Origin of the sequence: Microbacterium sp. AISO3 (assembly GCF_002204305.1) — a bacterium.
Lineage (GTDB): Bacteria > Actinomycetota > Actinomycetes > Actinomycetales > Microbacteriaceae > Microbacterium > Microbacterium arborescens.
Genome location: NZ_NHRF01000006.1, coordinates 150,349 through 173,826, shown reverse-complemented (window position 1 = coordinate 173,826; position 23,478 = coordinate 150,349). Strand labels below are relative to the sequence as shown.

Here is a 23,478-nt window from a genome sequence, read left to right as displayed (position 1 = left end):
ACCCGAGGAGAACCGCCATGGCCGGACCGAGCCACGACCCCGCCCTCTACCGCGCGCGCGACCTCGTCGCCGTCCGCCGCGCGCTCATCTCGGTGAGCGACAAGACCGACCTCCTGCCGCTCGCGCAGGCCCTCGCCGACGCCGGTGTCGAGATCGTCTCGACCGGCGGTTCGGCGGCGCTCCTGCGCGACGCCGGTCTGACGGTGACCGATGTCGCCGAGGTCACCGGGTTCCCCGAGTCGCTCGACGGACGCGTCAAGACGCTGCACCCCGGCGTGCACGCCGGGCTTCTGGCCGACCTGCGTCTCGAGAGCCACGAGACCCAGCTCGGAGAACTCGGCATCTCGGCGTTCGATCTCGTGGTCGTGAACCTGTACCCGTTCGTGGAGACCGTGGCGTCGGGGGCTGCGCCCGACGACGTCGTCGAGCAGATCGACATCGGCGGACCCGCCATGGTGCGCGCCTCGGCCAAGAACTTCGCCAACGTCGCGATCGTCGTCTCACCCTCGTCGTACCCCGCGATCATCGAGTCGGTCGCTGCCGGTGGCACGAGCCTCGCGCAGCGTCGCGACCTCGCCGCCCGCGCCTTCGCGCACACGGCCGAGTACGACCGGGCCGTCGCGACGTGGTTCGCCGAGTCGACGCTCGAGGGCGACGAGCTGCCGCAGCACCTGACGATCCGCGCCGAGCGCCTGGCCACGCTGCGCTACGGCGAGAACTCTCACCAGCGCGCCGCGATCTACACGCGCGCGGGCGGCCACGGCATCGCCCAGGCCGAGCAGCTGCAGGGCAAGGAGATGTCGTACAACAACTACGTCGACGCCGATGCTGCCCTGCGCGCCGCCTTCGACATGGTCAAGCCGGCCGTCGCGATCATCAAGCACGCCAACCCCTGCGGCATCGCCGTCACCGCCCCGCAGGCGCTCGACCCCATCGCGTCCGCGCACCTGCGCGCGCACGAGTGCGACCCGGTGTCGGCCTTCGGCGGTGTGATCGCCGCCAACCGCACCGTCACGCTGAAGATGGCCGAGAACCTCCGCGACATCTTCACCGAGGTGATCGTCGCCCCCGACTTCGAGCCCGAGGCGCTCGAGGTGTTCAAGCTGAAGAAGAACCTGCGGGTGCTGCGCCTGCCCGCCGACTGGCGGCAGGAGCGCATGGACGTCCGCCTCGTCTCGGGCGGGCTGCTGCTGCAGGACGCCGACCGGTTCCCCGACGACATCGAGTCGGTCGCGAAGGACTGGCAGCTGGTCTCGGGCGAGCGCCCCGACCCCTCCGAGCTCGAGGGCATGATCTTCGCGTGGAAGGCGTGCCGGGCCGTCAAGTCGAACGCGATCGTGCTCGCCCAGGGCTCGGCGACGGTCGGGATCGGAATGGGCCAGGTCAACCGCGTGGACTCGTGCCGCCTGGCGGTCGAGCGCGCGGGCGACCGTGCGGCCGGCTCGGTCGCGGCATCCGACGCCTTCTTCCCCTTCGCCGACGGCCCCCAGGTGCTCATCGACGCCGGGATCAAGACGATCATTCAGCCCGGCGGCTCGGTGCGCGACCAGGAGGTCGTCGACGCGGCTCGCGCGGCGGGAGTGACCATGTTCTTCACGGGCGAGCGCCACTTCTTCCACTGACACGCCGGCGTCTTCCGCTGACCGTTGCGGGCCCGTCGAGTCAACAGGTGATCGGCGGCCCCGCAACGGGCGATAGGGTCGCTTCGGGTGTGGAGCGTTTCGGGGAGGAACGAGTGATCTGGGAGATCGATGAGCGCGCTCGGACGATCGAGGGGCTCGATGCCGACGGTCGCCCGAGGCCGGAGTACGCCGCGTCACTCGGGCTGCGCCGCGCTCCGTTCGGCAGACGCGCGCTGGCCACCGTCATCGAAGCCCTGGTCCTGCTGCTGATCCAGTCGCCCATGCTGATCGTCGTGGTCCCGGCGCTGACCACCGTCGCTCTGGCGACGGACCCCGTCGAGGCGCTCACGGCACGCGATGACGTCGTGCTGCTGATCATCCTCGCCGCCGTCAGCTCCGGCCTCTCGACCGCGTTCCTCCTGACCCAGCTCATCCTGCTCGGCCGTCGCGGGGTCACCCTGGGCAAGGCGCTGACGGGACTGCGGGCCGTCAACGTCCGCACCCTCGAGCGGCCGGGATTCTGGCGCGGAGCGGTCGTGCGCTACCTCGTCCTCTGCGCGAGCATGATCGTTCCGGTCCTCGGCCCCCTGCTCGTCATCGCACTGTCGCCGTTGTTCGACCCCGACCGCCGGGGTCGCAGCTGGCCCGACTTCGCCGCCGCCGTCTGGCTCGTCGACGTCAAGCGCGGGCTCAACCCCTACGACGACAAGCGCATGCGCATCGCTCGGAAGACCGTCGCGACGGATCTGCTCGACGTCAAGGCCGAGCTCCCCTCGCTGGCCACGCCGGTCGCCTCAGGCGGAGCGGAGGCCTACGTGCCCCTCGCGCGCAACAAGGGCGGTGTCCTCGGCGCGGTGCGGTCGGCCCCCGGCAGCGGCATCATCGGCGAGACGGATGCCGCCGAGGAGGAAGCGCGCCCCGGCATCCCCACCACCGTGGCCCCCGCGCCGTTCGCGGCGCCTGCGCCGGGTCTGCCCCCGGCGGCCCCGGCGCCCGCGGTCCCGGCCGCTTCCGCGCCCGCACCCATGCCCGCCGCCGTCGCCCCCGGAGCCATCGTCGCGCCCGGGGCCGGGTCGGCCCCGTGGACGCCGCCGCCCCTCCTCGAGGAGCCCGCACCCGCGGCTGCGCCGGCCGCACCCGCGGCCGCGCCGCCCGCACCCGCGGCACCGGCCGCTGAGTCACCGGCTCGACCGGCATCCGCATCCCCGGCGGTCGTCGAGCTGACGCTCGACTCGGGCGACACGATCGCGGTGCCCGGGGGCGGGGTGGTGCTCGGGCGTGCCCCGGCGACCGGCCCCGACGACCGCGACGTCGCACCGGTGCCCGTCGTCGACCACACCCGGTCGATCTCGAAGACGCACTGGGCGCTGCTGCGCGTCGATGCCCGAGTGGTCGCCGTCGAACGCGGCTCGACGAACGGCAGCGTGCTCGTCCGAGGCTCAAGAGAGCAGGCGCTCGTCCCGGGCCAGCCCGTCGAGCTGCACGACGGCGACACCATCCGCTTCGGCGATCGCTCCGCGGTCGTCGCCATCCGCTGACCTCCCCGCCGACCGACGTCGCACGGCTGACAGGAATCCTCGATGAGACTCAAGCTGACGCTCCAGCGCCGCGATCACACCGGCACCGACATCGTCGTCACGTCCGACTCGACGGCGACCGTCCACGACGTCGCGCGCCGGATCGTCGACAGCGACCCGCGGCGCGAGGTCGCCGCGGGCGACTCCGATGTCCTGACGCTGACGGTGGCCCCGCCCACGTCGCCCGACTTCGTCATGCTCGACCCGCACATGCTGGTCAGCGACGCGCCGATCGGCTCGGGCTTCGTCGCCTCCGTGACGAACCTCGGCGCGGACTACGTCGCCACTCGCGGAGCCGGCGGCCCCGTGGCCGCCATCCTCCACGTCGTCGGCGGACCGCTCGCAGGACGCGAGTTCTCGCTGCCTCAGGGCCATTTCACGATCGGCCGCTCGCAGGGCAACGACATCGTGCTCGACGACCGGCTGGTGTCCAAGCGCCACGCCCGTATCGAGATCGGTGCCTCCGTCGAGCTGGTCGACCTGAACTCGGCCAACGGCATCGTGATCGACGGCGGTCTCGTGCAGCGTCTGCGCGTCATCCCCGGTCAGCGCTTCCAGCTGGGCGACACCGAGCTCGTGGTCTCGATGGCCGAGACCTTCGCTCCGGTCGAGCAGGACCCGGTCCTCGAGCGCGGCGGCAGCCTGCTATTCAACCGCAGCCCCCGGGTCGAGGCACGCTACGTCGGCGAGGAGCTCGAAGAGCCTCGCATGCCGAAGGACCCGGTCTCGCGGCTCTTCCCGTGGCCGATGCTCATCGCCCCGCTGATCCTCGGCATCGCGATGTTCTCGATCACCAATCAGCCCCGCACGCTGCTGATCATCTTCATGACGCCGATGATGCTGCTCGGCAACTTCGTCTCGCAGCGCACGCAGCTCGGTCAGCGTCAGCGTAAGGAGGTGGAGATCTTCGAGCGCACCTTCGAGGAGCTCGAGGAGAAGCTGTACCGGCTGCGCCCGCGCGAGCGCGAGGTGCGCAACACCGAGGTGCCGCCGGTGGCGGTCGTGTTCGAGGAAGCGATGCAGCTCGGCCCGATGCTGTGGACTCGGCGCCCCGAGCATTGGAATTTCCTCTCGGTGCGCATGGGCACCTCCGAGGCCCCGTCGCGCACGAGCGTCAAGCGGGCCGAGAACCCCGACGCGCTTCAGGAGTACGTCGAACGCGTCGATCGGCTGCGTGAGCGCTACCGCCTGATCGACGGCGTCCCGGTGCTCGAGTCACTGCAGAGCGTCGGTGTCCTGGGCGTCGCCGGCGGTGCTCGTGAGGCGGCCGACGCCCTTCGAGGACTGGCCGTGCAGCTGTTCGGTCTGCACTCCCCGAACGACCTGGCCGCCGTCGCGCTGACCGAGCCCGAGTGGGCGAAGGAGCTCGAGTGGCTCAAATGGCTGCCTCACACCTCGAGCGAGCGCAGCCCCTTCCGCGACATGCCGCTGTCGGACTCGGCCTCCACCGGTGCCGCCCTGCTCTCGGGGCTCGAGGAGCTCGTGATGCGCCGGTCGAAGGCGGCAGCCGCCCCGCGCCTGCCGTTCGACGACGACTGGGACCCGATGCGCTACGGCACCGATGTCCGGCGCGCCGCCGAGGAGGCGACCTTCCCGGGGCAGACCGCGGTGCTCGTCATCGTGACCTCCGATGCGCCCGTCGACCGCGCGCGACTCATTCAGGTGCTCGAGCGCGGCGCCGACGTCGGCGTCTACGGCATCTTCGTCGCGCCCGTCGTCGACGCTCTGCCGGCGGTCTGCCGCACGTTCGTCGACGTCTCGGCCGGCCTGGGTGCGGCGCGCGTCGGCACGGTGCGCAGCGGCGTCGAGTACCCCGTCACCGAGGTCGAGGGCGTCTCGAACGAGCTCATGACGGTGCTCGCGAAGCGGCTCGCACCGGTCACCGACGCGAGCACGATCGTCGAGGACTCCTCCGACATCCCGAACTCGGTGATGTTCCTCTCGCTCGTCGGCTCGGAGCTCGCGACCGACCCCACGTTCGCGGTCGAGCGCTGGCGCGAGAACAACACGATCCTCGACCGGTCGGGCGCCGCGATGCCCCGCCTGAAGAAAGCCGGCAACCTCCGCGCGATCGTGGGCCAGGGGGCCACCGACGCCATGACGCTCGACCTGCGGACGCAGGGCCCGCACGCCCTCGTCGGCGGTACGACGGGTGCCGGCAAGTCGGAGTTCCTGCAGGCGTGGGTGCTCGGCATGGCTGCGGCCCACAGCCCCGACCGTGTCACCTTCCTCTTCGTCGACTACAAGGGCGGATCGGCTTTCGCCGACTGCGTCGAACTGCCGCACACCGTCGGCCTCGTCACCGACCTGAGCCCGCACCTCGTGCGGCGCGCGCTCACGAGCCTCCGGGCCGAGCTGCACCACCGCGAGCACCTGTTCAATCGCAAGAAGGCGAAGGACCTGCTCGAGCTCGAGAAGCGCCGAGACCCCGAGACCCCGCCCGCGCTCGTCCTCGTCATCGACGAGTTCGCCGCGCTCGCCGGCGAGGTGCCCGAGTTCGTCGACGGCGTCGTCGACATCGCCCAGCGCGGTCGCTCCCTCGGCATCCACCTCATCATGGCGACGCAGCGCCCCGCCGGCGTCATCAAGGACAACCTCCGCGCCAACACCAACCTCCGCGTCGCGCTCCGCATGGCCGACGAGTCAGATTCGAAGGATGTCGTGGACGACCCGGTGGCGGCCCGATTCGATCCCAGCATCCCCGGCCGCGGTATCGCCAAGACCGGCCCCGGACGTCTCGTTCCCTTCCAGTCCGCCTACGCCGGTGGCTGGAGCACCGACGAGGTCGTCGCCGCGGATGTGAGCGTCGCCGAGCTGCGGTTCGGATCCGTGCAGCGCTGGGAGGTCGACGAGAAGCCCGAAGACCCGGCCGCCGAGGTCGATCCCGGTCCCAACGACCAGAAGCGCATCGTCGCCACCCTCGTCGCCGCGGCCAACCGCGCGGCCATTCCGGCTCCCCGACGGCCGTGGCTCGACGACCTGGAGACGACCGTCGACATCCGCTCGCTTCCCGCGGGCCGCGCCGGGTCGATCCTCATCGGTAAGAGCGACATCCCCGAACGCCAGCTTCAGGAGGCCGTGTACTTCGAGCCCGACCGCGACGGCTCGCTCCTCGTGTACGGCACCAGCGGCTCGGGCAAATCGACGGTGCTCCGCACGATAGCCATCGCCGCCGCGACGACCGGCCGCCGAGCCGAGAACATCGAGGTCTATGGCCTCGACTTCGGATCGGGCTCCCTCAAGAGCCTCGAGACCCTGCCGCATGTCGGGTCGGTGATCCCCGGCGACGACGCCGAGCGCGTGCAGCGCATCATGCGTTCGCTCGGGAAGGTGCTCGACGACCGCGGCAAGCGCTTCAGCGCCGCCAACGCGTCGACGATCGCCGAGTACCGCGAGCTCACCGGCCGGGACGAGGCGCGCATCGTGCTGCTCCTCGACGGGCTGCCGCAGTTCCGGGCCGAGTGGGAGTCCACCACGGCACGGATGCCGTTCTACCAGGCGTTCATGCGGATCCTCGGCGAGGGCCGCCCGCTCGGCGTCCACGTCGTGGCGACCGCCGATCGCTCGGGGTCGGTGCCGACGGCGGTCAGCTCGAACATCTCGCGCCGCGTCGTGCTGCGCCTCTCGGACGAGAACGCCTACGCGCTGCTGAACGCGCCGAAGGACGTGCTCGACGAGCGATCCGCGCCCGGACGCGCCATCGTCGACGGCTTCGAGACGCAGATCGCCGTCCTCGGCGGAACGCCGAACGTCGCGGAGCAGACGAAGCTGCTCGGTCAGCTCGCCGAGGAGCTGCGTTCGCGCGGCGTGCGCGAGGTCGCCGAGATCGGTTCGCTGCCGACGCGTCTCGCGCCCGCGGACCTTCCCGACCGCATCGGCGAGTTCCCGGTGCTCGGCGTCGCGGAAGACACCCTGGCCGCGCGCGAGTTCGACCCCGTGGGAACGTTCGTCGTGGCCGGCCCGCCGATGGCGGGCAAGACCACCGCGATGAAGGCCATCATCACGTCGATGACGCGCCTCGACCCCGAGGTGACGCTGTTCCACTTCGGCGGCCGGCGCTCGCAGCTGCGCGACTTCGCGCCGTGGGTGCGCAGCGCCACGACGCCCGACGATGCGAAGGAACTCGCCACCGAGCTCGCCGAACTCGTCGCCGACGAGACGCTGGGACGCCGCATCCTCATCGTCGTCGAAGACGTGCCGCAGTTCGCCGACTCGCCGGCGGAGCGCCCGCTGAAGGCCCTGTTCCAGGCGGTCAACCGCAGCGACCACCTGCTCATCGGCGATGCCGACGTCACGCAGGTCACGAGCGGCTTCGGCCTCGTGGGCGACTTCAAGGGCGGCCGCAAGGGCATCATCCTCAAACCGGAGGCCTTCGACGGCGACGCCGTGTTCAAGGTGCCGTTCCCGAAGGTCAAGCGCAGCGACTTCCCCGAGGGCCGCGGGATCTTCGTGCAGGCCGGTCGCGCCGTCACGGTGCAGATGCCGCTCGTCGAGTCCGAGACCGTCGCGGCGCCCCGGCCGGTCGCGGCGGGCGCGGGGGAGGCCGTGTCGACCGACACCGTCACCGAGACCATTCGCTGAGTCCGAGAGCCACAAGGCGAGACAACCTCGACGGTTACCCGGCGACGACCCGAATATCGCTCACCTGGCGGCGCTTGCGCATGCCGTCATCGCGGCGAACGGACCGAAGACTGGTCTTCTCTCGTCGACGTCTCAGCTCGCCCGTGCCCGGGCGAGCGCGTCGCGCGCACCCGAGGCTGTGGGGAGCGTGCGGATCGCGCCGTCGTCGACGAACGACGACCCGACGCGAATCGTCGTCTCGGCGTCGGGTAGAGCGCCGTTCGCGTCGGCTCGCGCGCCGGCTCGCCCGTCAGGGGCGTCGCGGACATTCGCCTGGGGTCGCGCGGTGAGCTGCGGCTGCCCTCTTTCCCGCCGCCCGCAGACGGAGCGGGCAACCGAGGCCCGCGGCACCCGTCTGTGTTCACCCCGGCCGTCGTTCTGACGGAAAGCGATTGCCTATCACATTCCGAGATGGGGAGTTCTCCCCATCGACCTCGGGCCTGGGCTGCCGATAGGTTTTGGGTGTCGGCTCCGGAGGGGGGTCGGGACATCTACTTTCAGGAGGGCCGTCATGGCTGATTTCGGTGCATCTTATGGCGAGATGGAGCAGGTTGCGAGCTCGCTGTCGCAGGCTCGCGATGACATTCAGGGTCAGCTGGACACCCTGAAGTCGCAGGTCGACACGCTGCTGGGCGATGACTTCAAGACGCAGCACGCGTCGGGCAAGTTCGGTGAGGGCTACTCCGAGCTCACCACGGGTCTGAAGAACGCGGTCGATGGCATCAACGACATGTCCGAATCGCTGCTGGGCATGATGCGCGCGATCCAGGACCTCGACCAGCAGCTCGCCGGCAGCTGATCTCGTCTTCCCGGAGCCGAGGCGTCCTGGGCGCCTCGGCTCCGCTCGATTCTCGGAGGTGACCATGGTCGACGTGCGGATCGACTACGGCGCGATGCGCGCCAGCCGCAACGCTTACGCGAACATGCGGGATGTTCTCGACGGGGCGACACGGGCGATGTCGAACGTGTCGGGCGCGGCCGTGCCTCAAGACGTGCTGCGGCGGCGTCTCGAGGATCTCCACGATTCGTGGGGTGGTGGTATCGACAAACTCGCCCGCTATGCGGAAGACGCGGGCACGGGACTCGAGGGCATTCTCGAGGCATTCCAGCAGCTCGACACCGAGCTCGGCAACAGCATGGTTCCGCAGGAAGGATCGGCGTCGTGACCGACTTCTCCGCTCTCGGCTTCGACCCCGCCCCTGGCGATGTCGCGACGCTCTCCGGATATGTGGATGCGCTCACCACCAGCTGCGACGGCGTCGATGACGCGCTGTCGATGATGGACGGCTCCGACGACGCCGCCTGGATCGGAAAGTCGGCGACGGCGTTCCGCGCCGCACTCAGCGAGGACTTCCGACCGCACCTCAGTGACACCGGCGAGGCGTTGCGCACATCGCGGACCGCCCTCGCGACCTGGACCGATCAGCTCACCAACTACCAGCGGCGTGCCGCAGCGCTCGCGGAGGAGGCCTCAGCGGCATCCGCGAGCGTCGCCTCATCGGAATCGGCCCATGCGCAGGCACAGGCGAACAAGGACGCCGAGGACGCCGACCCGGATGCCGTGTCGAACGCGTCGACGGCGCTGGCGAACGCGCAGGGCGAGCTGGAGTCGATCCGCGCGCGTGCTCGTCAGCTCAAGGACGAGGTCGACGCCGATGCTGCCGCCGCGGCCGGAGCGCTGCTGTCCGCGAGCGACACGCTGAACTCCTACGCCGGCAATCCGGTCATGAACTTCCTGGGCTCGGCCGGCGACTGGCTCGCCGACGCAGGCAACTGGCTCATGGACAACGTGGTGCCGATCCTGGAGGACATCCTCCGGGCGGCGCTGCCGATCATCGCGATCCTCTCGCTCTTCATCCCCGTCCTCGGCACGGTGGCGCTCATCATGTCCATCGCGCTCGTCGCGATCGACGGCCTGCAATGGGCGACCGGTCGTGGAACGTTCGCCGAGTTCGCCACCGGCGCCCTCGGACTGCTCGCGGGTGGCGCGCTCGGGCAGGCTGCAAAGGCGCTGATCGGCCCCGGTGGACAGGTGCTCATCCCGTCGATCCAGGGCATGACGCCGGCCATGGCCGGCGGTGGGGCCGCGGCGGGAAGCGTCGCCGTGGCGCTCAACGTCAATCTGCCCAACATGGTCGCGAACACCTACTGGACCGTGAACAGTGCGATGGACGCCCACAGCAAGGGGACGGACTTCGTCGACAGTCTGACCGGGCCGTGGCAGAACCTCTCCGAGCGGTTCAACAACACCCTGCGCGGCAACGGTCCGCGCACCGACGAGGAGGTCTGATGACCGAGCAGGAGGCGACGCTCGACCCGATCGCGGCTGAGGCTGCGCCGCTGCGGGTCTGGCAGCGCGTGCCCCAGGGGTGGATCGAGTTCCGCTCGTTCGGCGATCGTTCGCCGCAGGAGTGGCTCGACTGGTACCTCGTGAGTGCCGAGGGCTGGCTCCCGGATGCTGCGCGCGACGCGATCGTCGACGGCTTCCGCGCCGGCGTCGAGCTGTTCGCCGACACAGCCTTCGCCTTCGCCGGTGTCTCGCTGACGTTGGGCGAGCGCCCGGCGGCGTTCTTCCTCTGCACGAACGTGGTGCCGGGGACGGCCGAGACCGACGCCGCCGCGACGGCGTTCCACCGGCTGCTCCCGCTCGCGCGGTTCGGCGAGGGCGGGCGCAGTGAGAGCTTCACCACCCCGGACGGCCGCGTCGGCACCATCACCCTCGGTGCGTCGGCGGACGGCGGGATGCCGCACCTCACGGCGGTCGGCGAGATCCGTCTTCCCGGCGGGGCGGGCACCGCCGTCGTCATGGGGTTGTGCTCCGACCCGCAGCAGTCGGCCGAGCTGGCGCTGCACGTCGCGTTCGCGCTCACGACCACTCAGGCTCTGCCCGAGGGTGTCGAGCCCGCGGAGCCCGAGCCCGCCGCCACGTAGCATTCTGTCCATGGCGTTCGCTTTCATCCAGGCAGCATCCCGCCCGCTCCTCGAGACGGGCGAGGCGGGGGAGCCTGCGGCATCCGCGGGGCCGTCCGACGCTGATCGTGCTGTCGCCGTCCTGCGTGCCGACTACGAGCGATGGTCGCGCTGGGCGCTCGGAATCGTCGGATTCGTCGCTGCCGCGGGCGGCGTGTTCTTCGCGGGCGGGCTGGTCGCGACCGTCGTGGCGATGGGCGTCGTGACACCGGACACCGTCATCGTCATCGTCATCGCAGCGGCGATCGCGCTCGGAGGCGTCGCACTGCTCGTGGTGTTGTGGCGCACGGGTCGCGCTTTGACTCGCGCTGCGTCGTTCTGGCTGCGCGCACCGTACGTCGCGGGCCAGCGCGCGCCGCGCGCCGCAGGATGGGTACAGGCGCGTACCGTCAACCTCGAGCCGCGCATCCTGGTCCGTCTGAGCACGGCGACCTTGGCGCTGCTCGTCGCCATCGGCGGTGTCGCGGTCTTCGTGCGCGACCTCGGCGCCGGCGTCTCGGTTTTCACGGTGCCGGTCCTGCTGGTCGGCATCTGCGGCGCCCTCAGCGGCATCGGTCAGATCGGCGGCGTATTGCGTATCGTCAACGGCCTGAGTGCGGGTGACCCGCTGTGGGCGTGGCTGACGGGCTCGGTGCGCGCGCGCTGAGGCACGCTTCACCTGCCGCATACGCTGACGCTGCCGGTGGCTCATGAGCTTTCTCCACACCACGGCTCGCGGCTGGGCGGAAGACCACTCGCTCGCCGCCGACGTCCGATTCGCTCAGCTCGAGGCCGTGGCCTACCAGCGGCATCCGGAGATCTTCCAGCACTTCGGCGCCGACGGGGCCGCGATGGCGCACCGCCTGCACGCGAACGCGAAGAGGTCGCCAGTGCGCGGCGTCCTCGACGTCGTGCTGTGGGCCGTCGTGATCGGCGCGTTCTTCGCACCGATCGCGGGTCTCGCCGTGCTCATGGGCGACCGCTTCGACTTCCACCGCATCGAGGCCCAGCGGGCGATGCCGATCGCGGGCGCGATCTTCACCGTCGCGGCGGTCGCCCAGGCCATCCTCCTGGTCATCTGGCTGGTCCGGGGCGCCCGGTTCTCGTGGCCGGAGTTCTCCATCCACCTCGTGGCGGGGACGATGGCCATTCTCGCGCTCGGCACGATGCCGGGCATCGCCGAGCTCGACGACTACATCGGGTGGCAGCAGTGGCGGTTTCCGGTCCTCATCGCGCTCGGCGTCGCCGGGTTGGCAGCCCTCGTGATGCTGGTGCGTTTCCGCGTGCGCGAGCCCGATGGCGACGGCGAGGCCGTGCCCGAGACGGGTCTCAGCGTCGGCGGCATCCGCGCCCGCATCGCGGCGCTGCCGGGGGATGAGCGTCAGGCCATCGTCGACGACCGCAACGCGGCGCTCGCGGTGCTGCACGAGCGCGGCCTGATCGATGCCGGCACCCTCGAGCGGGCCCTCGGGTGCGAGCCGGGAACGCTGTTCCTCCTCGACGCCGAGCGGCGCGCGTGAGGCGGTGGCTGCGGCGGCCGGCCGTTCCGGCTCAGACGGTCGGACGGCCGTAAGTCTCGAGGAAGCGCAGCCACACCTCGCTGAGCGTCGGGTACGCCGGCACGGCGTGCCACAGCCGTGCGAGCGGAACCTCGCCGACGACCGCGATCGTCGCGGACTGCAACAGCTCGCCGACATCCGACCCGACGAAGGTCGCCCCGATGAGAACGCCGCGGTCCTCGTCGACGATCGCGCGTGCCTGCCCGGTGTAGGCGTCCGACCGCGTCGACGCGCCCGCGATCCACGAGAGGTCGTAGTCGAGCACGCGGATGTTGCGTCCCGCAGCACGCGCGGACGCCTCGGTCTCACCGACCGAGGCGACCTCGGGGTCGGTGAACGTCACCTGCGGCACGGCGCCGTGGTCGGCAGTCGCGACGTGCGCACCCCACGGGGCGTCGTCGACGGTGCCACCGGTCGCCCGGGCGACGATGACGTCGCCGGCTGCGCGGGCCTGGTACTTGCCCTGGTGCGTGAGGAGGGCGCGGTGGTTGACGTCGCCGACCGCGTAGAGCCAATCGGATCCGCGGACGAGCATCGTGTCGTCGACATCCAGCCACGAGCCGGGCTCCAGGTCGACGGTATCCAGCCCGAGATCCTCGGTTCGCGGGACGCGTCCGGTCGCGACGAGCACCTCGTCGGCGCGGACGCGCGTGCCGTTCGACAGCTCGAGCTCGACCTGACCGTCGTCGACGCGCTGCGCGGAGACGAGGTCGGTGTGAAGCAGCACCCGCGCACCACGGTCGGTGAGGGACTGCGCGACGAGGTCGCCCGCGAAGGGCTCCATCGGTCCGAGCAGCCGGCTGCGCGCGATGAGCGCCACCTCGCTGCCGAGGTCGACGAAGGCCGTCGCCATCTCCGCGGCGACGACGCCGCCGCCGACGATCGCGAGCGAGCCCGGGACCTCCTGCACGGCGGTCGCTTCGCGGCTCGTCCACGGAGACACATCGGCCAGGCCGGGGACGTCGGGGAGGAGCGCCGCCGAACCGGTGCACACCGCGACGGCGTGACGTGCGACGAGGGTGGTGAGCGAGCCGTCGGGTCCGGTGACCTCGACGCGCTTCTCGCCGGAGAGGCGGCCGTGCCCGCGCACGAGGTCGACGCCGGCTCCCTGGAGCCACTCGACCTGCGACGCGTCGTTCCAGTCGGAGGTCAGCGAGTCGCGGCGGCGAAGCACCCCGGCGACGTCGATGTCGCCCGTCACGGCCTGCTTCGCGCCGTCGACCGCGCGCGCTGCGCGAAGGGCGGCGCCGGCCCGCAGGAGACCCTTCGACGGCATGCACGCCCAGTACGAGCACTCGCCGCCGACCAGTTCGCTCTCGACGATGGCGACGCTCAGGCCGCCCTGCACGGCGCGGTCGGCGACGTTCTCTCCGACAGGACCGGCTCCGATGACGACGAGGTCGTAGGTGCGTTCGCTCATGTCGCGACGCTAACCCCGGTTGCCGGCTGTGCGCCAGCACTTGCGCTCAGCGCGGTCGCGCATTGCCGGTCGTCGCGGGTGCGCGTGCCGCCAACAGGCTGAGAGGCTCGATGCGACCCGTGAGCGGGCATGGCGAGGGGGTGAGCCTGTTTGGGGCACGAGGCGACGGCGGGTCGCCGGCCGGCGAGGCAGGGGAGTTCTCCCCATCGACGCGGCGTGCGGGCCCCCGATAGCGTGTGAGCGTCGGCCGGACCGAGCCGGCGGAGGGGGCCCGATGTCAGACGTCGAGATCTACTACCACGCGCTCACGAGCGCCGGGGATGCGATCCAGACGCGGGTCTCGAGCGCGGTGATGGACAACGCCGACATCCAGGGCGACGACACCGGTGTCGAGAACCCCGCGCACCGGGTCGCGCTTCGTCTCGAGATAAACCGGCGGCTGAGCGGGCTGAATCGCGCCGTGCTCGAGCGCACGACCGCGGCATCCGAGGTCGGCGCCCTGCTGACCGCGATCACGACGCGCTACTCCGACCTCGATGTCGAGCTCACCGGTCAGGAGCAGCCGTGACGCTCACCTCACCCAACCGCGGCTACCCGCTCGAGCGCCTCGAGGGCAATCCTGGGTCGATGAGCTGGTGGAGCGGCGCGTTCAGTCGCGTGGCGGCGTCGCTCGGCGACCTCCGCACCACCGTCCAGGCCGCGACCGACCTCGACGGTGTCGGTGCATCGATCCGCTCGGCACGCTCGAAAGCGCAGGAAGTCGCCAACGGGCTGGCTACGGAGATCGCCGAGGCGGAGCTTCTCGCGGGGGTGCTGCAGCGGTACGCGGACGCGTTCTCGTCGTCGGCGGAGTCGGCGAACCGGCTCATTGACGACATCGAGTCGGCCCACGCGTCGTTGTCGTCGGCGTCAGCCGCGGCCGATGAAGCCGGGCTGAACGCGCTGTGGACCTCTCGCTCCGGCGAGCCGGCCGACGTCCGGCGCGCGAATGACGCCGCACAGGATGCCGTCGCGACCCGGGATGCCGCGGCGCGGGATCTCGCCGATCTGTGGGAGCAGTTCGAGAGCCACTACTCGGCATGGGACGCGGCCTACGACGCGGCGCTCGCCGAGCTCGCCGGCGGTGCGGGGCCGGCGATGACGTCGCAGGCGCAGAACCTGCTCGACCAGCTGCTCGCGGCGGACACCCCGCAGGCCGTGCTCGAGCTGTGGCTCGCGCATCCCGAGCTGCAGGATGAGATCGCCCGAGCGCATCCCGATATCATCGGCAACCTCGACGGCATCCCTTACGACGTCCGCGGACGGATCAACCGCGAGCGCCTGGAGGCGCTGCGCGCCACGAACCCGGACGGTGCGCTCGGCGACGATGTCGCGGCGTTGTGGGAAGAGCTGACGGATGGCCCTCCCTTCCCGCTCCTCGTCTCGTTCGATCCCGACGGCTCAGCGCAGACCACCGCGGCGTTGGCATACGGCGATCTCGCTGCTGCAACCGACATCAACGTGCTCGTCCCCGGTATGAACTCGTCCGTGGCGGGTATCGGCGAGTGGGGAGACTCGGCTCGCGCTCTCAACAACGCGGGGCCGGGCCTGGCGACGATCGCGTGGTTCGGTTACGACTCTCCCAACGAGATCGAGGAGCCCGGGATGGAACGGGCGCGCGATGGCGCGGCAGCGCTCCGCTCGTTCCTGCTCGGGATCGATGCGGTGCATCCCACCGCGGAGAAGGCCGTCATCGCGCACTCCTACGGCAGTACGACCGCTGCCCTCGCGATCGGGTCGCGTCCGGACGCACTCGGCGTCGACCAGTTCATCGCGGTCGGATCGGCCGGGTTCCCGAGCGACCCGCAGATCCTGTCGAATCTCCAGAACGCCGGGGGCCTGCGCATGTACGCGACGCTGTCGGAGAACGACGCCTGGGCCCGGATCGGCCGTGACACGAGCTGGGGCGGCGCGCACGGCACGGTTCCCGAGACGCTCCCCGGCGTGACCGAGTTCGGCAGCGACGGCGGTTATGCGGACGGCGAGCACCTCGCACCCACCCCGGGACACGGCGCGCACGAAGGCGGCAACGGCCCGCTTCCCTCCGGCGACGGCGAGGGGTACCTCGTGCAAGGATCGGAGTCGTTCTACAACATCCAGCAGATCGTCCTGACCGGTGAGCCTGGAACGGAGATGGACGGCGAAGGCAGCGAGCGCGGCTTCTGGGATCTGCCCGATTGGCTGGAGTGGCTGCCCGTTGACCCTTACCGGACGTGATTGATGAGATCGACCTCGCGAATGACGATGACGGCCTTCGCTGTCGGATTGGTGTTGATGATGAGTTCGTGTGCGGCGACACCGGGTGACGAACAGCCGGCCGCAGACCTGTACACCCAGGCGCGCGAGCAGTTCACGGCGATGGCCGACGAACTGCACACCGTGATCATGGCGATCGAGCCGACCGAGTGGCGCGTCGATCAGGGGCAGTACGGAGCGCGCCCGAGCGGATGCCAGCTGGGCGTGAGCTCGGAGACCGGATACTCGTTCACGGCGGTGCGCGCGCTCGAGCTGCCGGATCGGGATGCCGCGGAGATCGCGGCAGCGGCATCAAAGGGCTTCGCCGAGCTCGGTATCGACGCGGAGACCGTCGAGCGCGGTTCGGGGGATGCGCGAGAGGTGACGGTCGTGGGTGAGAGCGACGCCGCCCGTACCGTGGTCGTGATCCGGCCCCTCGATGGTCGTGTGCTCGTCTCCGGTGAGACCGCCTGCACGGCGGGCGCGAGCTCGGACATCCTCACGACGATGTTCGGTGAGGAACTGTACCCCGACGACGTCTGGCGGCGGCTCCCCGCAACGGAAGGCCCCTTGTCGGTGCCGCAGTTCTTCTTCCCGCCCGACGGCCCGATCTACTACAACGAAGACGGAACGCCGGTGCAGCCGCAGCCGGTCGTGACGGATGCCCCGGTCCCCTCGCGATGAAGGCCTGCGCCGCTGGCGGACGTTGCGCGAGACGAGCGCGGGCCGCCTCGGCATCGCCGCCGTCGTGATTCTCCCCGTGCTGCTGGCGAGCGGATGCGCGAATCCGGTCGGGCTCGAAGGCGGCGAGACGTATGCGCAGGCGCGGGACCGCTTCGTCGCGATGGCGACGGGCGTGCACACGGTGGTCATGGCGATCGAGCCGACCGAGTGGCGCGTCGTGGACGGGTCGTACGGCGCTCACCCGACGGGATGTCAGCGCGCGCTCAACGAGGGCGGGGGATACCGCCTCGTCGCCGTCCGCGGTCTCGAGCTGCCGGGACGCGACCCTCGGGAAGTGGCCGGGGTGGCAGTCGAGGCTTTCGCCTCGTTGGGAATCGACAGCCACATGGCCGACCGGGGGCAGGGCGAGGCGCGAGAAGTGACCGTCGTAGCCGAGGGCGGCATGGTCGAGCGGTCGGTCGTCAGCATCCGTCCCGCGACGGGCCAGGTGCGGGTTTCGGCCGAGACAGAGTGCGCCCCAGGATCGGCACACGATCTCGCGACTGAGGTCTTCGCCGAAGAACGCCTGCCGGACGATGTCTGGCGCCGCCCCCGTCGACTCGCCAGAAAGCGCGGATCCGGAGGGGGCGGCATCCGCATTCTGTGGCGAGTCGACGGGGGAGGGAGCCGGGGACAGTCGTGTCCGATTTCCGCGAGCCGGTGTCGGCGGGGCATGTCAGGCTGGGGGCATGGCCAGTGACGGGATGACGTTCGACGAGCGGTACCGCGCGATCGACGCGCGCGACCGCCGCTTCGACGGCCAGTTCGTCACGGCAGTGCGCTCGACGGGCATCTACTGCCGCCCGAGTTGCCCCGCGCGCACCCCTCGGCCCGCCAACGTGACCTTCTATCCGACGAGCGCCGCCGCCCACGAGGCCGGATACCGCGCGTGCAAGCGCTGCCTGCCCGAGGCCACCCCCGGGTCGCCGCAGTGGAACCTTCGCGGCGATCTCGCAGCCCGGGCCATGCGCCTCATCGCCGACGGTGTCGTCGACCGCGAGGGCATTCCGGGGCTCGCATCCCGCCTCGGGTACTCGTCGCGCCACCTCACCCGGCTCCTCACGGCGGAACTCGGCGCGGGCCCGCTCGCCCTCGCCCGCGCCCACCGGGCCCACACCGCGCGCACGCTGCTGGTCGACACCGACCTGCCGATCGCCGACGTCGCCTTCGCCGCAGGGTTCGCGAGCATCCGGCAGTTCAACGAGACGGTCGGCGAGGTCTTCGCGATGCCTCCCGGCCAGCTGCGTGCGCGACGGCAGGCGGGGGAGCGGATGCCGGGCCGCATCGACCTCGTCCTGCCGGTGCGCGAGCCGTTCGACGCCGCGGGCCTGTTCGGGTGGATGCGCGCGCACGCGATCCCCGGCGTCGAGTCGGGTGACGAGCGCTCGTTCGCCCGCGTGATCCGTCTCGCCGGCGGGCCTGCGTGGTTCGAGGTGCGCCAGGATGACGCGGGGCGTGTGCGCCTGCGTGCCGAGCTGGCCTCGCTGGCCGACCTGTCGACCCTCATCGCCCGCGTGCGTCGGCTGTTCGATCTCGATGCCGATCCGACGGCCATCGACGAGGCCCTCGCGCGGCATCCCGAGATCGCGCCTCTCGTGGCGCGGATCCCGGGCGTGCGCCTGCCGGCGGCGATCGACCCCGACGAGATGCTCATCCGCGCGATGATCGGCCAGCAGATCAGCGTCGCCTCGGCCCGGACCGTGCAGGGGCGCCTGACCGCCGAGCTCGGTGAGCCCGTCGAGACCGCCGCCGGCCCCGCGACCCTCTTCCCGACGATGGCGGCGATCGCCGAACGAGGCGCCGAGGTCCTGCGCGGGCCCGGGGCCCGCATCCGGGCGATCGTCGGTGCCGCCACCGCGCTCGCCGACGGCTCGCTGCGCCTGTCTCCGGGCGACGACACCCACGAGCAGCGCGCTGCGCTCCTCGCCTTGCCCGGCATCGGGCCCTGGACCGCCGACTATGTGCGGATGAGGGTGCTCGGCGACCCGGACATCCTGTTGCCCGGCGATGTCGCGGCACGCGCGGGCGCTGCCGCCGCCGGCATCCCGGCCGGCCCGTCCGAGCTCGTGGCCTGGGCCGAACGCACGGCGCCCTGGCGCAGCTACCTCATGGCGCATCTCTGGTACGCCGCACCCGTCACGCAGGCTTGGCGCGAAAGCGCGACCGAGCCGACCCTCACGACGTCTCGAAAGGCCCGCACATGACCGCCGTCTCCGACGCTCCCACGCCGCTCGAGCCTGCCGCGACCGCGGCCGCGCGGGGCGAAATCGCCTCGATCCAGACCGTCGCGACCCCCGACGGTCCCTTCACGATCCTCGAGGCCGGCGGAGCGGTGCTGGCGTCCGGGTGGACGGCTGACCCGGTCGCGATCCTCGACCGGCTCCGGCCCGCGGCCCGCCCGGCGCGGGTCGTCGAGGCCCCCACGGATGCCGCCGCCGCGGTCGCCGCGTACTACGACGGCGACCTCGCGGCGATCGACGCGGTGCCGGTGCGCCAGTCGGGCACGGCGATGCAAAGAGCCGGCTGGCAGGCGCTCCGCGGGATCGCGCCGGGCGAGCCGCTGACCTACACCGGCTTCGCGGCGGCGCTCGGCTCGCCCGGCGCGGTGCGCGCGGCGGCATCCGTCTGCGCGCGCAACGCCGCGGCCCTCTTCGTGCCGTGCCACCGCGTACTCCGCACGGGTGGGGCGCTCGGCGGGTTCGCCTGGGGCGTCGAGGTGAAGCAGCGACTGCTGGCGCGGGAGGCGCGGCACAACGGCTGAGCGCGGATTCGTCCTTGCACTCAGCGAATACTCAGGTATAGCCTGGAGGGCTCCCGTGTGTGCAGCGGGTGCTCTGTCCGCTCGACCTCAGGAGGAAGCCATGTCCCCGGCCATCGTCATCACGAAGTCCGTCGCTCTCCTCATCACGGTCGACGGACGCCCCGCACGCGGAGGAATCGCCCGGTAGCTCCGGGAAGCGCTTCGTCGCTTCCGACGTTTCCTCCCGCGGGGCCCCGGTCCCGCTTCGCCGCGCTCGCGCGCGCCCCTCGCCGTCTTCGGCATCCGCTCGACACACCTCAGGATCATGACTTCCTCGACGCCCCCTCGTCTGTCCACGCCGCGCGCGCTCGCGCGTCTGCTCCCCTTCGCCAAACCGGTGCTGCCCCGGCTGAGCCTCGGCTTCGTCAGCGCGCTCATCGCGAGCCTGCTCGCCCTCGGCATCCCGCTCGTCCTCGAGGTGATCGTCGGCCCCGAGGGCCCGATCGCATCGGGCGACCCGTGGCTCATCGTCCTCGGCGCCGGCGCCGTTCTCGCCCTCGGTCTGCTCGAGGCACTCATGGTCTGGGCGCGCCGCTGGTTCGTCCTCGCCCCGGCGACCAAGGTCGAGTACGAGCTGCGCACCGACTTCTTCGCGCGCCTGCAGCGACTGCCGGTCGCCTTCCACGACCGCTGGCAGTCGGGTCAGCTGCTCAGCCGGATGATGCAAGACATCAGCCTCATCCGCCGCTGGCTCGCCTTCGGCATCGTCCTGCTCGTGGTGAACATGCTGACCATCGTCGTCGGCTCGATCATCCTGTTCCGGTGGCACTGGCTGCTCGGCACGATCTTCGTCGTGGTCTCGGCGCCGCTGTGGATCGCGGGATTCATCTTCGAGAACCGCTACGGCCTGCTCTCCCGCCAGAGCCAGGACCAGGCGGGCGACCTCGCCACGGCCGTCGAGGAGTCGGTGCACGGCATCCGCGTGCTGAAGGCGTTCGGCCGCGGCGGACACGCCCTGCAGAAGTTCACGCGTCAGGCCGAGACCCTGCGCGAGACCGAGGTGAAGAAGGCCAAGGCGGTCGGCTGGATCTGGTTCTGGCTCGTGCTGCTGCCCGACATCGCCTTCGCGCTGTGCCTCGGGGCGGGCATCTACCTCGTCCAGGCCGGTGAGCTCGGTGTCGACTCGCTCATCGCCTTCTTCGCGATGGCGACGATCCTGCGCTGGCCCGTCGAGTCGATCGGCTTCCTCTTCTCGTTCCTCGTCGACGCGCGGACGGCGACCGACCGCATCTTCGAGGTCTTCGACGAGCAGAACACGATCGTCGACCCCGAGAACCCGACGACCATCGCGCAGCCGCGGGGCGAGCTCGTCTTCGAAGGCGCTCACTTCCGGTACCAGGACGCCCCCGAGAGCGAGCGCGACCTGCTCGACGGCATCGACCTGGCGCTGCGACCGGGCGAGACGATGGCCCTCGTCGGCCTCACCGGTTCGGGCAAGACGACGCTGACGACCCTGCCCGGGCGCCTGTACGACGTCACGGGAGGCCGCGTGCTGCTCGACGGCGTCGACGTGCGCGACCTGCGGCTCGACGAGCTGCGCCGTCACGTCGGCATGGCGTTCGAGGACGCGACGCTGTTCTCGCAGACCGTCCGGGAGAACGTGCTGCTCGGTCGCGAGGACCTCGAACGCGGCAGCGCGGAAGCCGAGCGCGTCATGCGCGAGGCGCTGTCGGTCGCGCAGGCGAACTTCGTCGACACGCTGCCCGAGGGAGTCGACACGGTCATCGGCGAAGAGGGGCTGAGCCTGTCGGGTGGGCAGCGCCAGCGCCTGGCGCTCGCCCGTGCCGTGGCCGCCCGCCCGGCCGTGCTGGTGCTCGACGACCCGCTGTCGGCGCTCGACGTCGACACCGAGGCGCTCGTCGAAGACGCGCTCCGCGAGGTGCTGGCTGACACGACGGCGCTCATCGTCGCGCATCGCCCCTCGACCGTGACCCTCGCCGACCGCGTGGCACTGCTCGAGGAGGGGCGCGTGACCGCGGTCGGCACCCACTCCGAGCTGCTGCGCACGAGCGAGCACTATCGGCACGTCATCTCGAGCCTCGAGGACGAGCAGGAACGACACGACCAGGGTCGACACGACCAGGAACGACAGGATGAAACGGAGGTGACCCTGTGAGCACCGTCACCGGGACGAGCGGCGAGGACCGCTCCGACTACACCCGCGAGGAGAGCCGCGAGATCCGGCGTCGCTCGCTGCGCCTGCTCGGGTCGCTGGTCTCACCGCTGCGCATGCAGCTGGCGCTGGCGGCGGTCGTGCTCGTCGTCTCGACGGCGCTGCGCGTCGCAGGCCCCGCCCTCGTCGGCTGGGGCATCGCCAACGCCCTGCCCGCCGTACAGCAGGAAGCGGACTGGATGCCGACCATCGCGGTCGTCATCGTCTTCCTCATCACCGCTCTCGGCGGTGCCGCGCTCATCGGCTGGTACGCCGTGGTGGCGGCGCGCCTGACCCAGGCGGTCATGATCGACCTCCGCAAGCGCATCTTCCGCCACACGCAGCGCCTCAGCCTCGAGTTCCACGAGTCGTACACGTCGGGACGCATCATCTCGCGCCAGACGAGCGACCTCGACACCATCCGCGAGCTGCTCGACGGCGGCCTGAACGAGCTCGTCTCGGGTCTGCTCTACGGCGGGTTCACGCTCATCGCGCTGCTGCTGCTCGACTGGCAGTCGGGAATCATCCTCGCGGTCATGGGCATCCCGCTGTTCCTGCTCATGCGCTGGTTCTACCTGCGGTCGCAGGTCGTCTACCGCGAGTCGCGCGTCATCAGCGCGAAGGTGATCGTGAAGTTCGTCGAGTCGATGACCGGCATCCGTGCGGTCAAGGCGTTCCGCAAAGAACCCGCGAACGACACCGAGTTCGGGGGGCTCTCGAGCGACTACCGCGATGTGAACATGCGCTCGATCCGCCTGTTCGGAACGTTCGAGCCGGCGCTCATGGCGGTGGCATCCGTCTCGCTCGCCCTCGTGCTGGCCTGGGGCGGATTCCGGGTGGTCGACGGCACGCTGAGCCTCGGGTTCCTGCTGTCGGCCGTGCTGTACGTGCGGAACTTCTTCGCGCCCATGCAGGAGGTCGCGTTCTTTCTCAACTCGTACCAGTCGGCGACGGCAGCGCTCGAGAAGGTGTCGGGTGTGCTCGAGGAAGACCCGACGGTCCCCGACCCGACCGATCCGGTCGAGCTGCGCGAAGCCCGCGGGCACCTGCGCTTCGAGGACGTGACGTTCGGGTACTCGGATGCCGTGACGATCCTGCCCGACTTCGCGCTCGACATGCCCGCCGGGCAGACGATCGCGCTGGTCGGCACGACAGGTGCGGGCAAGTCCACTCTCGCCAAGCTCGTCGCGCGGTTCTACGACCCCACGAAGGGGCGCGTCACGCTCGACGGCGTCGACCTGCGCCAGCTGCACCCGAAGGATCTGCGCCGGGCGATCGTCATGGTCACGCAGGAGGCGTACCTGTTCAGCGGGACGGTCGCCGACAACATCGCGCTCGGCAAGCCCGACGCGACGATGGACGAGATCCAGGCGGCGGCGAAGGCCGTCGGGGCGCATGAGTTCATCGAGCGGCTGCCCGACGGTTACGCCACCGACGTCAACAAGCGCGGCGGCCGGGTGTCGGCGGGGCAGCGTCAGCTGATCTCGTTCGCCCGGGCCTTCCTCGCCGACCCTGCAGTGCTCATCCTCGACGAGGCGACGGCGTCGCTCGACATCCCGAGCGAGCGGCAGATCCAGGAAGCCCTGGGCACGCTGCTGGCCGACCGCACGGCGATCATCATCGCGCACCGCCTGTCGACGGTCGCCATCGCCGACCGGGTGCTCGTGATGGAGCACGGTCGCATCATCGAGGACGACACCCCCGCCGCGCTCATCGCCGGCACCGGCAAGTTCGCCCAGCTGCACAGCGCCTGGCGCGAGTCGCTCGTCTGAGGCCCGCCGA

At 71.0% G+C, this 23,478-nt stretch carries 18 protein-coding genes; 17 read left to right on the top strand and 1 reads right to left on the bottom strand.

Annotated elements, in window-relative coordinates; all coding sequences use genetic code 11:
- Nucleotides 1-17: 17 nt before the first annotated feature.
- The 9 genes from purH (at nt 18) to CBF90_RS10735 (ending at nt 12,288) form a co-directional block, all read left to right on the top strand.
- The gene (gene purH, locus CBF90_RS10775; protein WP_023955677.1) at nt 18-1,622 is read left to right on the top strand and encodes a bifunctional phosphoribosylaminoimidazolecarboxamide formyltransferase/IMP cyclohydrolase; all 1,605 of its coding nucleotides are present in this window, start codon (nt 18-20) and stop codon (nt 1,620-1,622) included.
- Between the two features lie 113 nt (nt 1,623-1,735).
- Nucleotides 1,736-3,160: an RDD family protein gene (locus CBF90_RS10770; protein ID WP_172407822.1), complete on the top strand. Its 1,425-nt coding sequence runs from the start codon at nt 1,736-1,738 to the stop codon at nt 3,158-3,160.
- Between the two features lie 42 nt (nt 3,161-3,202).
- Nucleotides 3,203-7,780, top strand: a complete 4,578-nt coding sequence (locus tag CBF90_RS10765; protein ID WP_088380582.1) for an FtsK/SpoIIIE domain-containing protein — start codon at nt 3,203-3,205, stop codon at nt 7,778-7,780.
- A 550-nt stretch (nt 7,781-8,330) separates the two neighbouring features.
- Nucleotides 8,331-8,618, top strand: a complete 288-nt coding sequence (locus CBF90_RS10760; RefSeq protein ID WP_023953920.1) for a WXG100 family type VII secretion target — start codon at nt 8,331-8,333, stop codon at nt 8,616-8,618.
- Nucleotides 8,619-8,676: 58 nt separating this feature from the next.
- Complete coding sequence (locus CBF90_RS10755) at nt 8,677-8,985, top strand: hypothetical protein (RefSeq protein ID WP_137750659.1); 309 nt, start codon at nt 8,677-8,679, stop codon at nt 8,983-8,985.
- Nucleotides 8,982-10,109, top strand: coding sequence for a hypothetical protein (locus CBF90_RS10750; protein WP_088380581.1), 1,128 nt, complete (start codon nt 8,982-8,984; stop codon nt 10,107-10,109). The genes CBF90_RS10755 and CBF90_RS10750 overlap by 4 nt, the downstream gene beginning before the upstream one ends.
- Nucleotides 10,109-10,750 (top strand): hypothetical protein, encoded by a 642-nt coding sequence (locus CBF90_RS10745; RefSeq protein WP_088380580.1) that lies wholly within the window; start codon nt 10,109-10,111, stop codon nt 10,748-10,750. The genes CBF90_RS10750 and CBF90_RS10745 overlap by 1 nt, the downstream gene beginning before the upstream one ends.
- Before the next feature lie 10 nt (nt 10,751-10,760).
- Nucleotides 10,761-11,435, top strand: a complete 675-nt coding sequence (locus CBF90_RS10740; RefSeq protein ID WP_023955662.1) for a hypothetical protein — start codon at nt 10,761-10,763, stop codon at nt 11,433-11,435.
- A 43-nt stretch (nt 11,436-11,478) separates the two neighbouring features.
- Nucleotides 11,479-12,288, top strand: a complete 810-nt coding sequence (locus CBF90_RS10735) for a hypothetical protein (RefSeq protein WP_088380579.1) — start codon at nt 11,479-11,481, stop codon at nt 12,286-12,288.
- 31 nt (nt 12,289-12,319) lie between these two features.
- Here the strand turns inward: CBF90_RS10735 and CBF90_RS10730 are convergent, their stop codons facing one another.
- Entirely contained in the window at nt 12,320-13,747 is a 1,428-nt protein-coding gene (locus CBF90_RS10730; protein ID WP_088380578.1) for an NAD(P)/FAD-dependent oxidoreductase, read from the bottom strand.
- A gap of 274 nt (nt 13,748-14,021) precedes the next feature.
- Here CBF90_RS10730 and CBF90_RS10725 point away from each other — a divergent pair, with 274 nt between their 5' ends.
- From CBF90_RS10725 to CBF90_RS10690, 8 genes are all read left to right on the top strand, one after another.
- Nucleotides 14,022-14,315, top strand: coding sequence for a hypothetical protein (locus CBF90_RS10725; protein WP_088380577.1), 294 nt, complete (start codon nt 14,022-14,024; stop codon nt 14,313-14,315).
- On the top strand, nt 14,312-16,003 hold the full coding sequence (locus tag CBF90_RS10720) for an alpha/beta hydrolase (RefSeq protein WP_088380576.1): 1,692 nt from the start codon (nt 14,312-14,314) through the stop codon (nt 16,001-16,003). Before CBF90_RS10725 ends, CBF90_RS10720 begins: the two co-directional genes overlap by 4 nt.
- Nucleotides 16,004-16,060: 57 nt before the next feature.
- Entirely contained in the window at nt 16,061-16,705 is a 645-nt protein-coding gene (locus CBF90_RS10715; protein WP_141097151.1) for a hypothetical protein, read from the top strand.
- Nucleotides 16,683-17,444: a hypothetical protein gene (locus tag CBF90_RS10710; RefSeq protein WP_141097150.1), complete on the top strand. Its 762-nt coding sequence runs from the start codon at nt 16,683-16,685 to the stop codon at nt 17,442-17,444. The genes CBF90_RS10715 and CBF90_RS10710 overlap by 23 nt, the downstream gene beginning before the upstream one ends.
- Complete coding sequence (locus CBF90_RS10705; protein ID WP_088380574.1) at nt 17,434-18,948, top strand: AlkA N-terminal domain-containing protein; 1,515 nt, start codon at nt 17,434-17,436, stop codon at nt 18,946-18,948. Before CBF90_RS10710 ends, CBF90_RS10705 begins: the two co-directional genes overlap by 11 nt.
- Complete coding sequence (locus tag CBF90_RS10700) at nt 18,945-19,505, top strand: methylated-DNA--[protein]-cysteine S-methyltransferase (RefSeq protein ID WP_084670415.1); 561 nt, start codon at nt 18,945-18,947, stop codon at nt 19,503-19,505. The genes CBF90_RS10705 and CBF90_RS10700 overlap by 4 nt, the downstream gene beginning before the upstream one ends.
- A 304-nt stretch (nt 19,506-19,809) precedes the next feature.
- A complete protein-coding gene (locus CBF90_RS10695; RefSeq protein WP_088380573.1) occupies nt 19,810-21,660 on the top strand; it encodes an ABC transporter ATP-binding protein in 1,851 nt (616 codons plus the stop codon).
- Entirely contained in the window at nt 21,657-23,468 is a 1,812-nt protein-coding gene (locus CBF90_RS10690; RefSeq protein ID WP_088380572.1) for an ABC transporter ATP-binding protein, read from the top strand. The genes CBF90_RS10695 and CBF90_RS10690 overlap by 4 nt, the downstream gene beginning before the upstream one ends.
- The last annotated feature ends 10 nt before the right edge of the window (nt 23,469-23,478 follow it).

Bases quoted from the DNA above. Each gene is read 5' to 3' on its own strand.
- purH (WP_023955677.1), top strand. From the start codon at position 18: ATGGCCGGACCGAGCCACGACCCCGCCCTCTACCGCGCGCGCGACCTC.
- CBF90_RS10765 (WP_088380582.1), top strand. From the start codon at position 3,203: ATGAGACTCAAGCTGACGCTCCAGCGCCGCGATCACACCGGCACCGAC.
- CBF90_RS10760 (WP_023953920.1), top strand. From the start codon at position 8,331: ATGGCTGATTTCGGTGCATCTTATGGCGAGATGGAGCAGGTTGCGAGC.
- CBF90_RS10745 (WP_088380580.1), top strand. From the start codon at position 10,109: ATGACCGAGCAGGAGGCGACGCTCGACCCGATCGCGGCTGAGGCTGCG.
- CBF90_RS10740 (WP_023955662.1), top strand. From the start codon at position 10,761: ATGGCGTTCGCTTTCATCCAGGCAGCATCCCGCCCGCTCCTCGAGACG.
- CBF90_RS10735 (WP_088380579.1), top strand. From the start codon at position 11,479: ATGAGCTTTCTCCACACCACGGCTCGCGGCTGGGCGGAAGACCACTCG.
- CBF90_RS10730 (WP_088380578.1), bottom strand. From the start codon at position 13,747: ATGAGCGAACGCACCTACGACCTCGTCGTCATCGGAGCCGGTCCTGTC.
- CBF90_RS10725 (WP_088380577.1), top strand. From the start codon at position 14,022: ATGTCAGACGTCGAGATCTACTACCACGCGCTCACGAGCGCCGGGGAT.
- CBF90_RS10715 (WP_141097151.1), top strand. From the start codon at position 16,061: ATGATGAGTTCGTGTGCGGCGACACCGGGTGACGAACAGCCGGCCGCA.
- CBF90_RS10710 (WP_141097150.1), top strand. From the start codon at position 16,683: ATGCCCCGGTCCCCTCGCGATGAAGGCCTGCGCCGCTGGCGGACGTTG.
- CBF90_RS10705 (WP_088380574.1), top strand. From the start codon at position 17,434: ATGGCCAGTGACGGGATGACGTTCGACGAGCGGTACCGCGCGATCGAC.
- CBF90_RS10700 (WP_084670415.1), top strand. From the start codon at position 18,945: ATGACCGCCGTCTCCGACGCTCCCACGCCGCTCGAGCCTGCCGCGACC.
- CBF90_RS10695 (WP_088380573.1), top strand. From the start codon at position 19,810: ATGACTTCCTCGACGCCCCCTCGTCTGTCCACGCCGCGCGCGCTCGCG.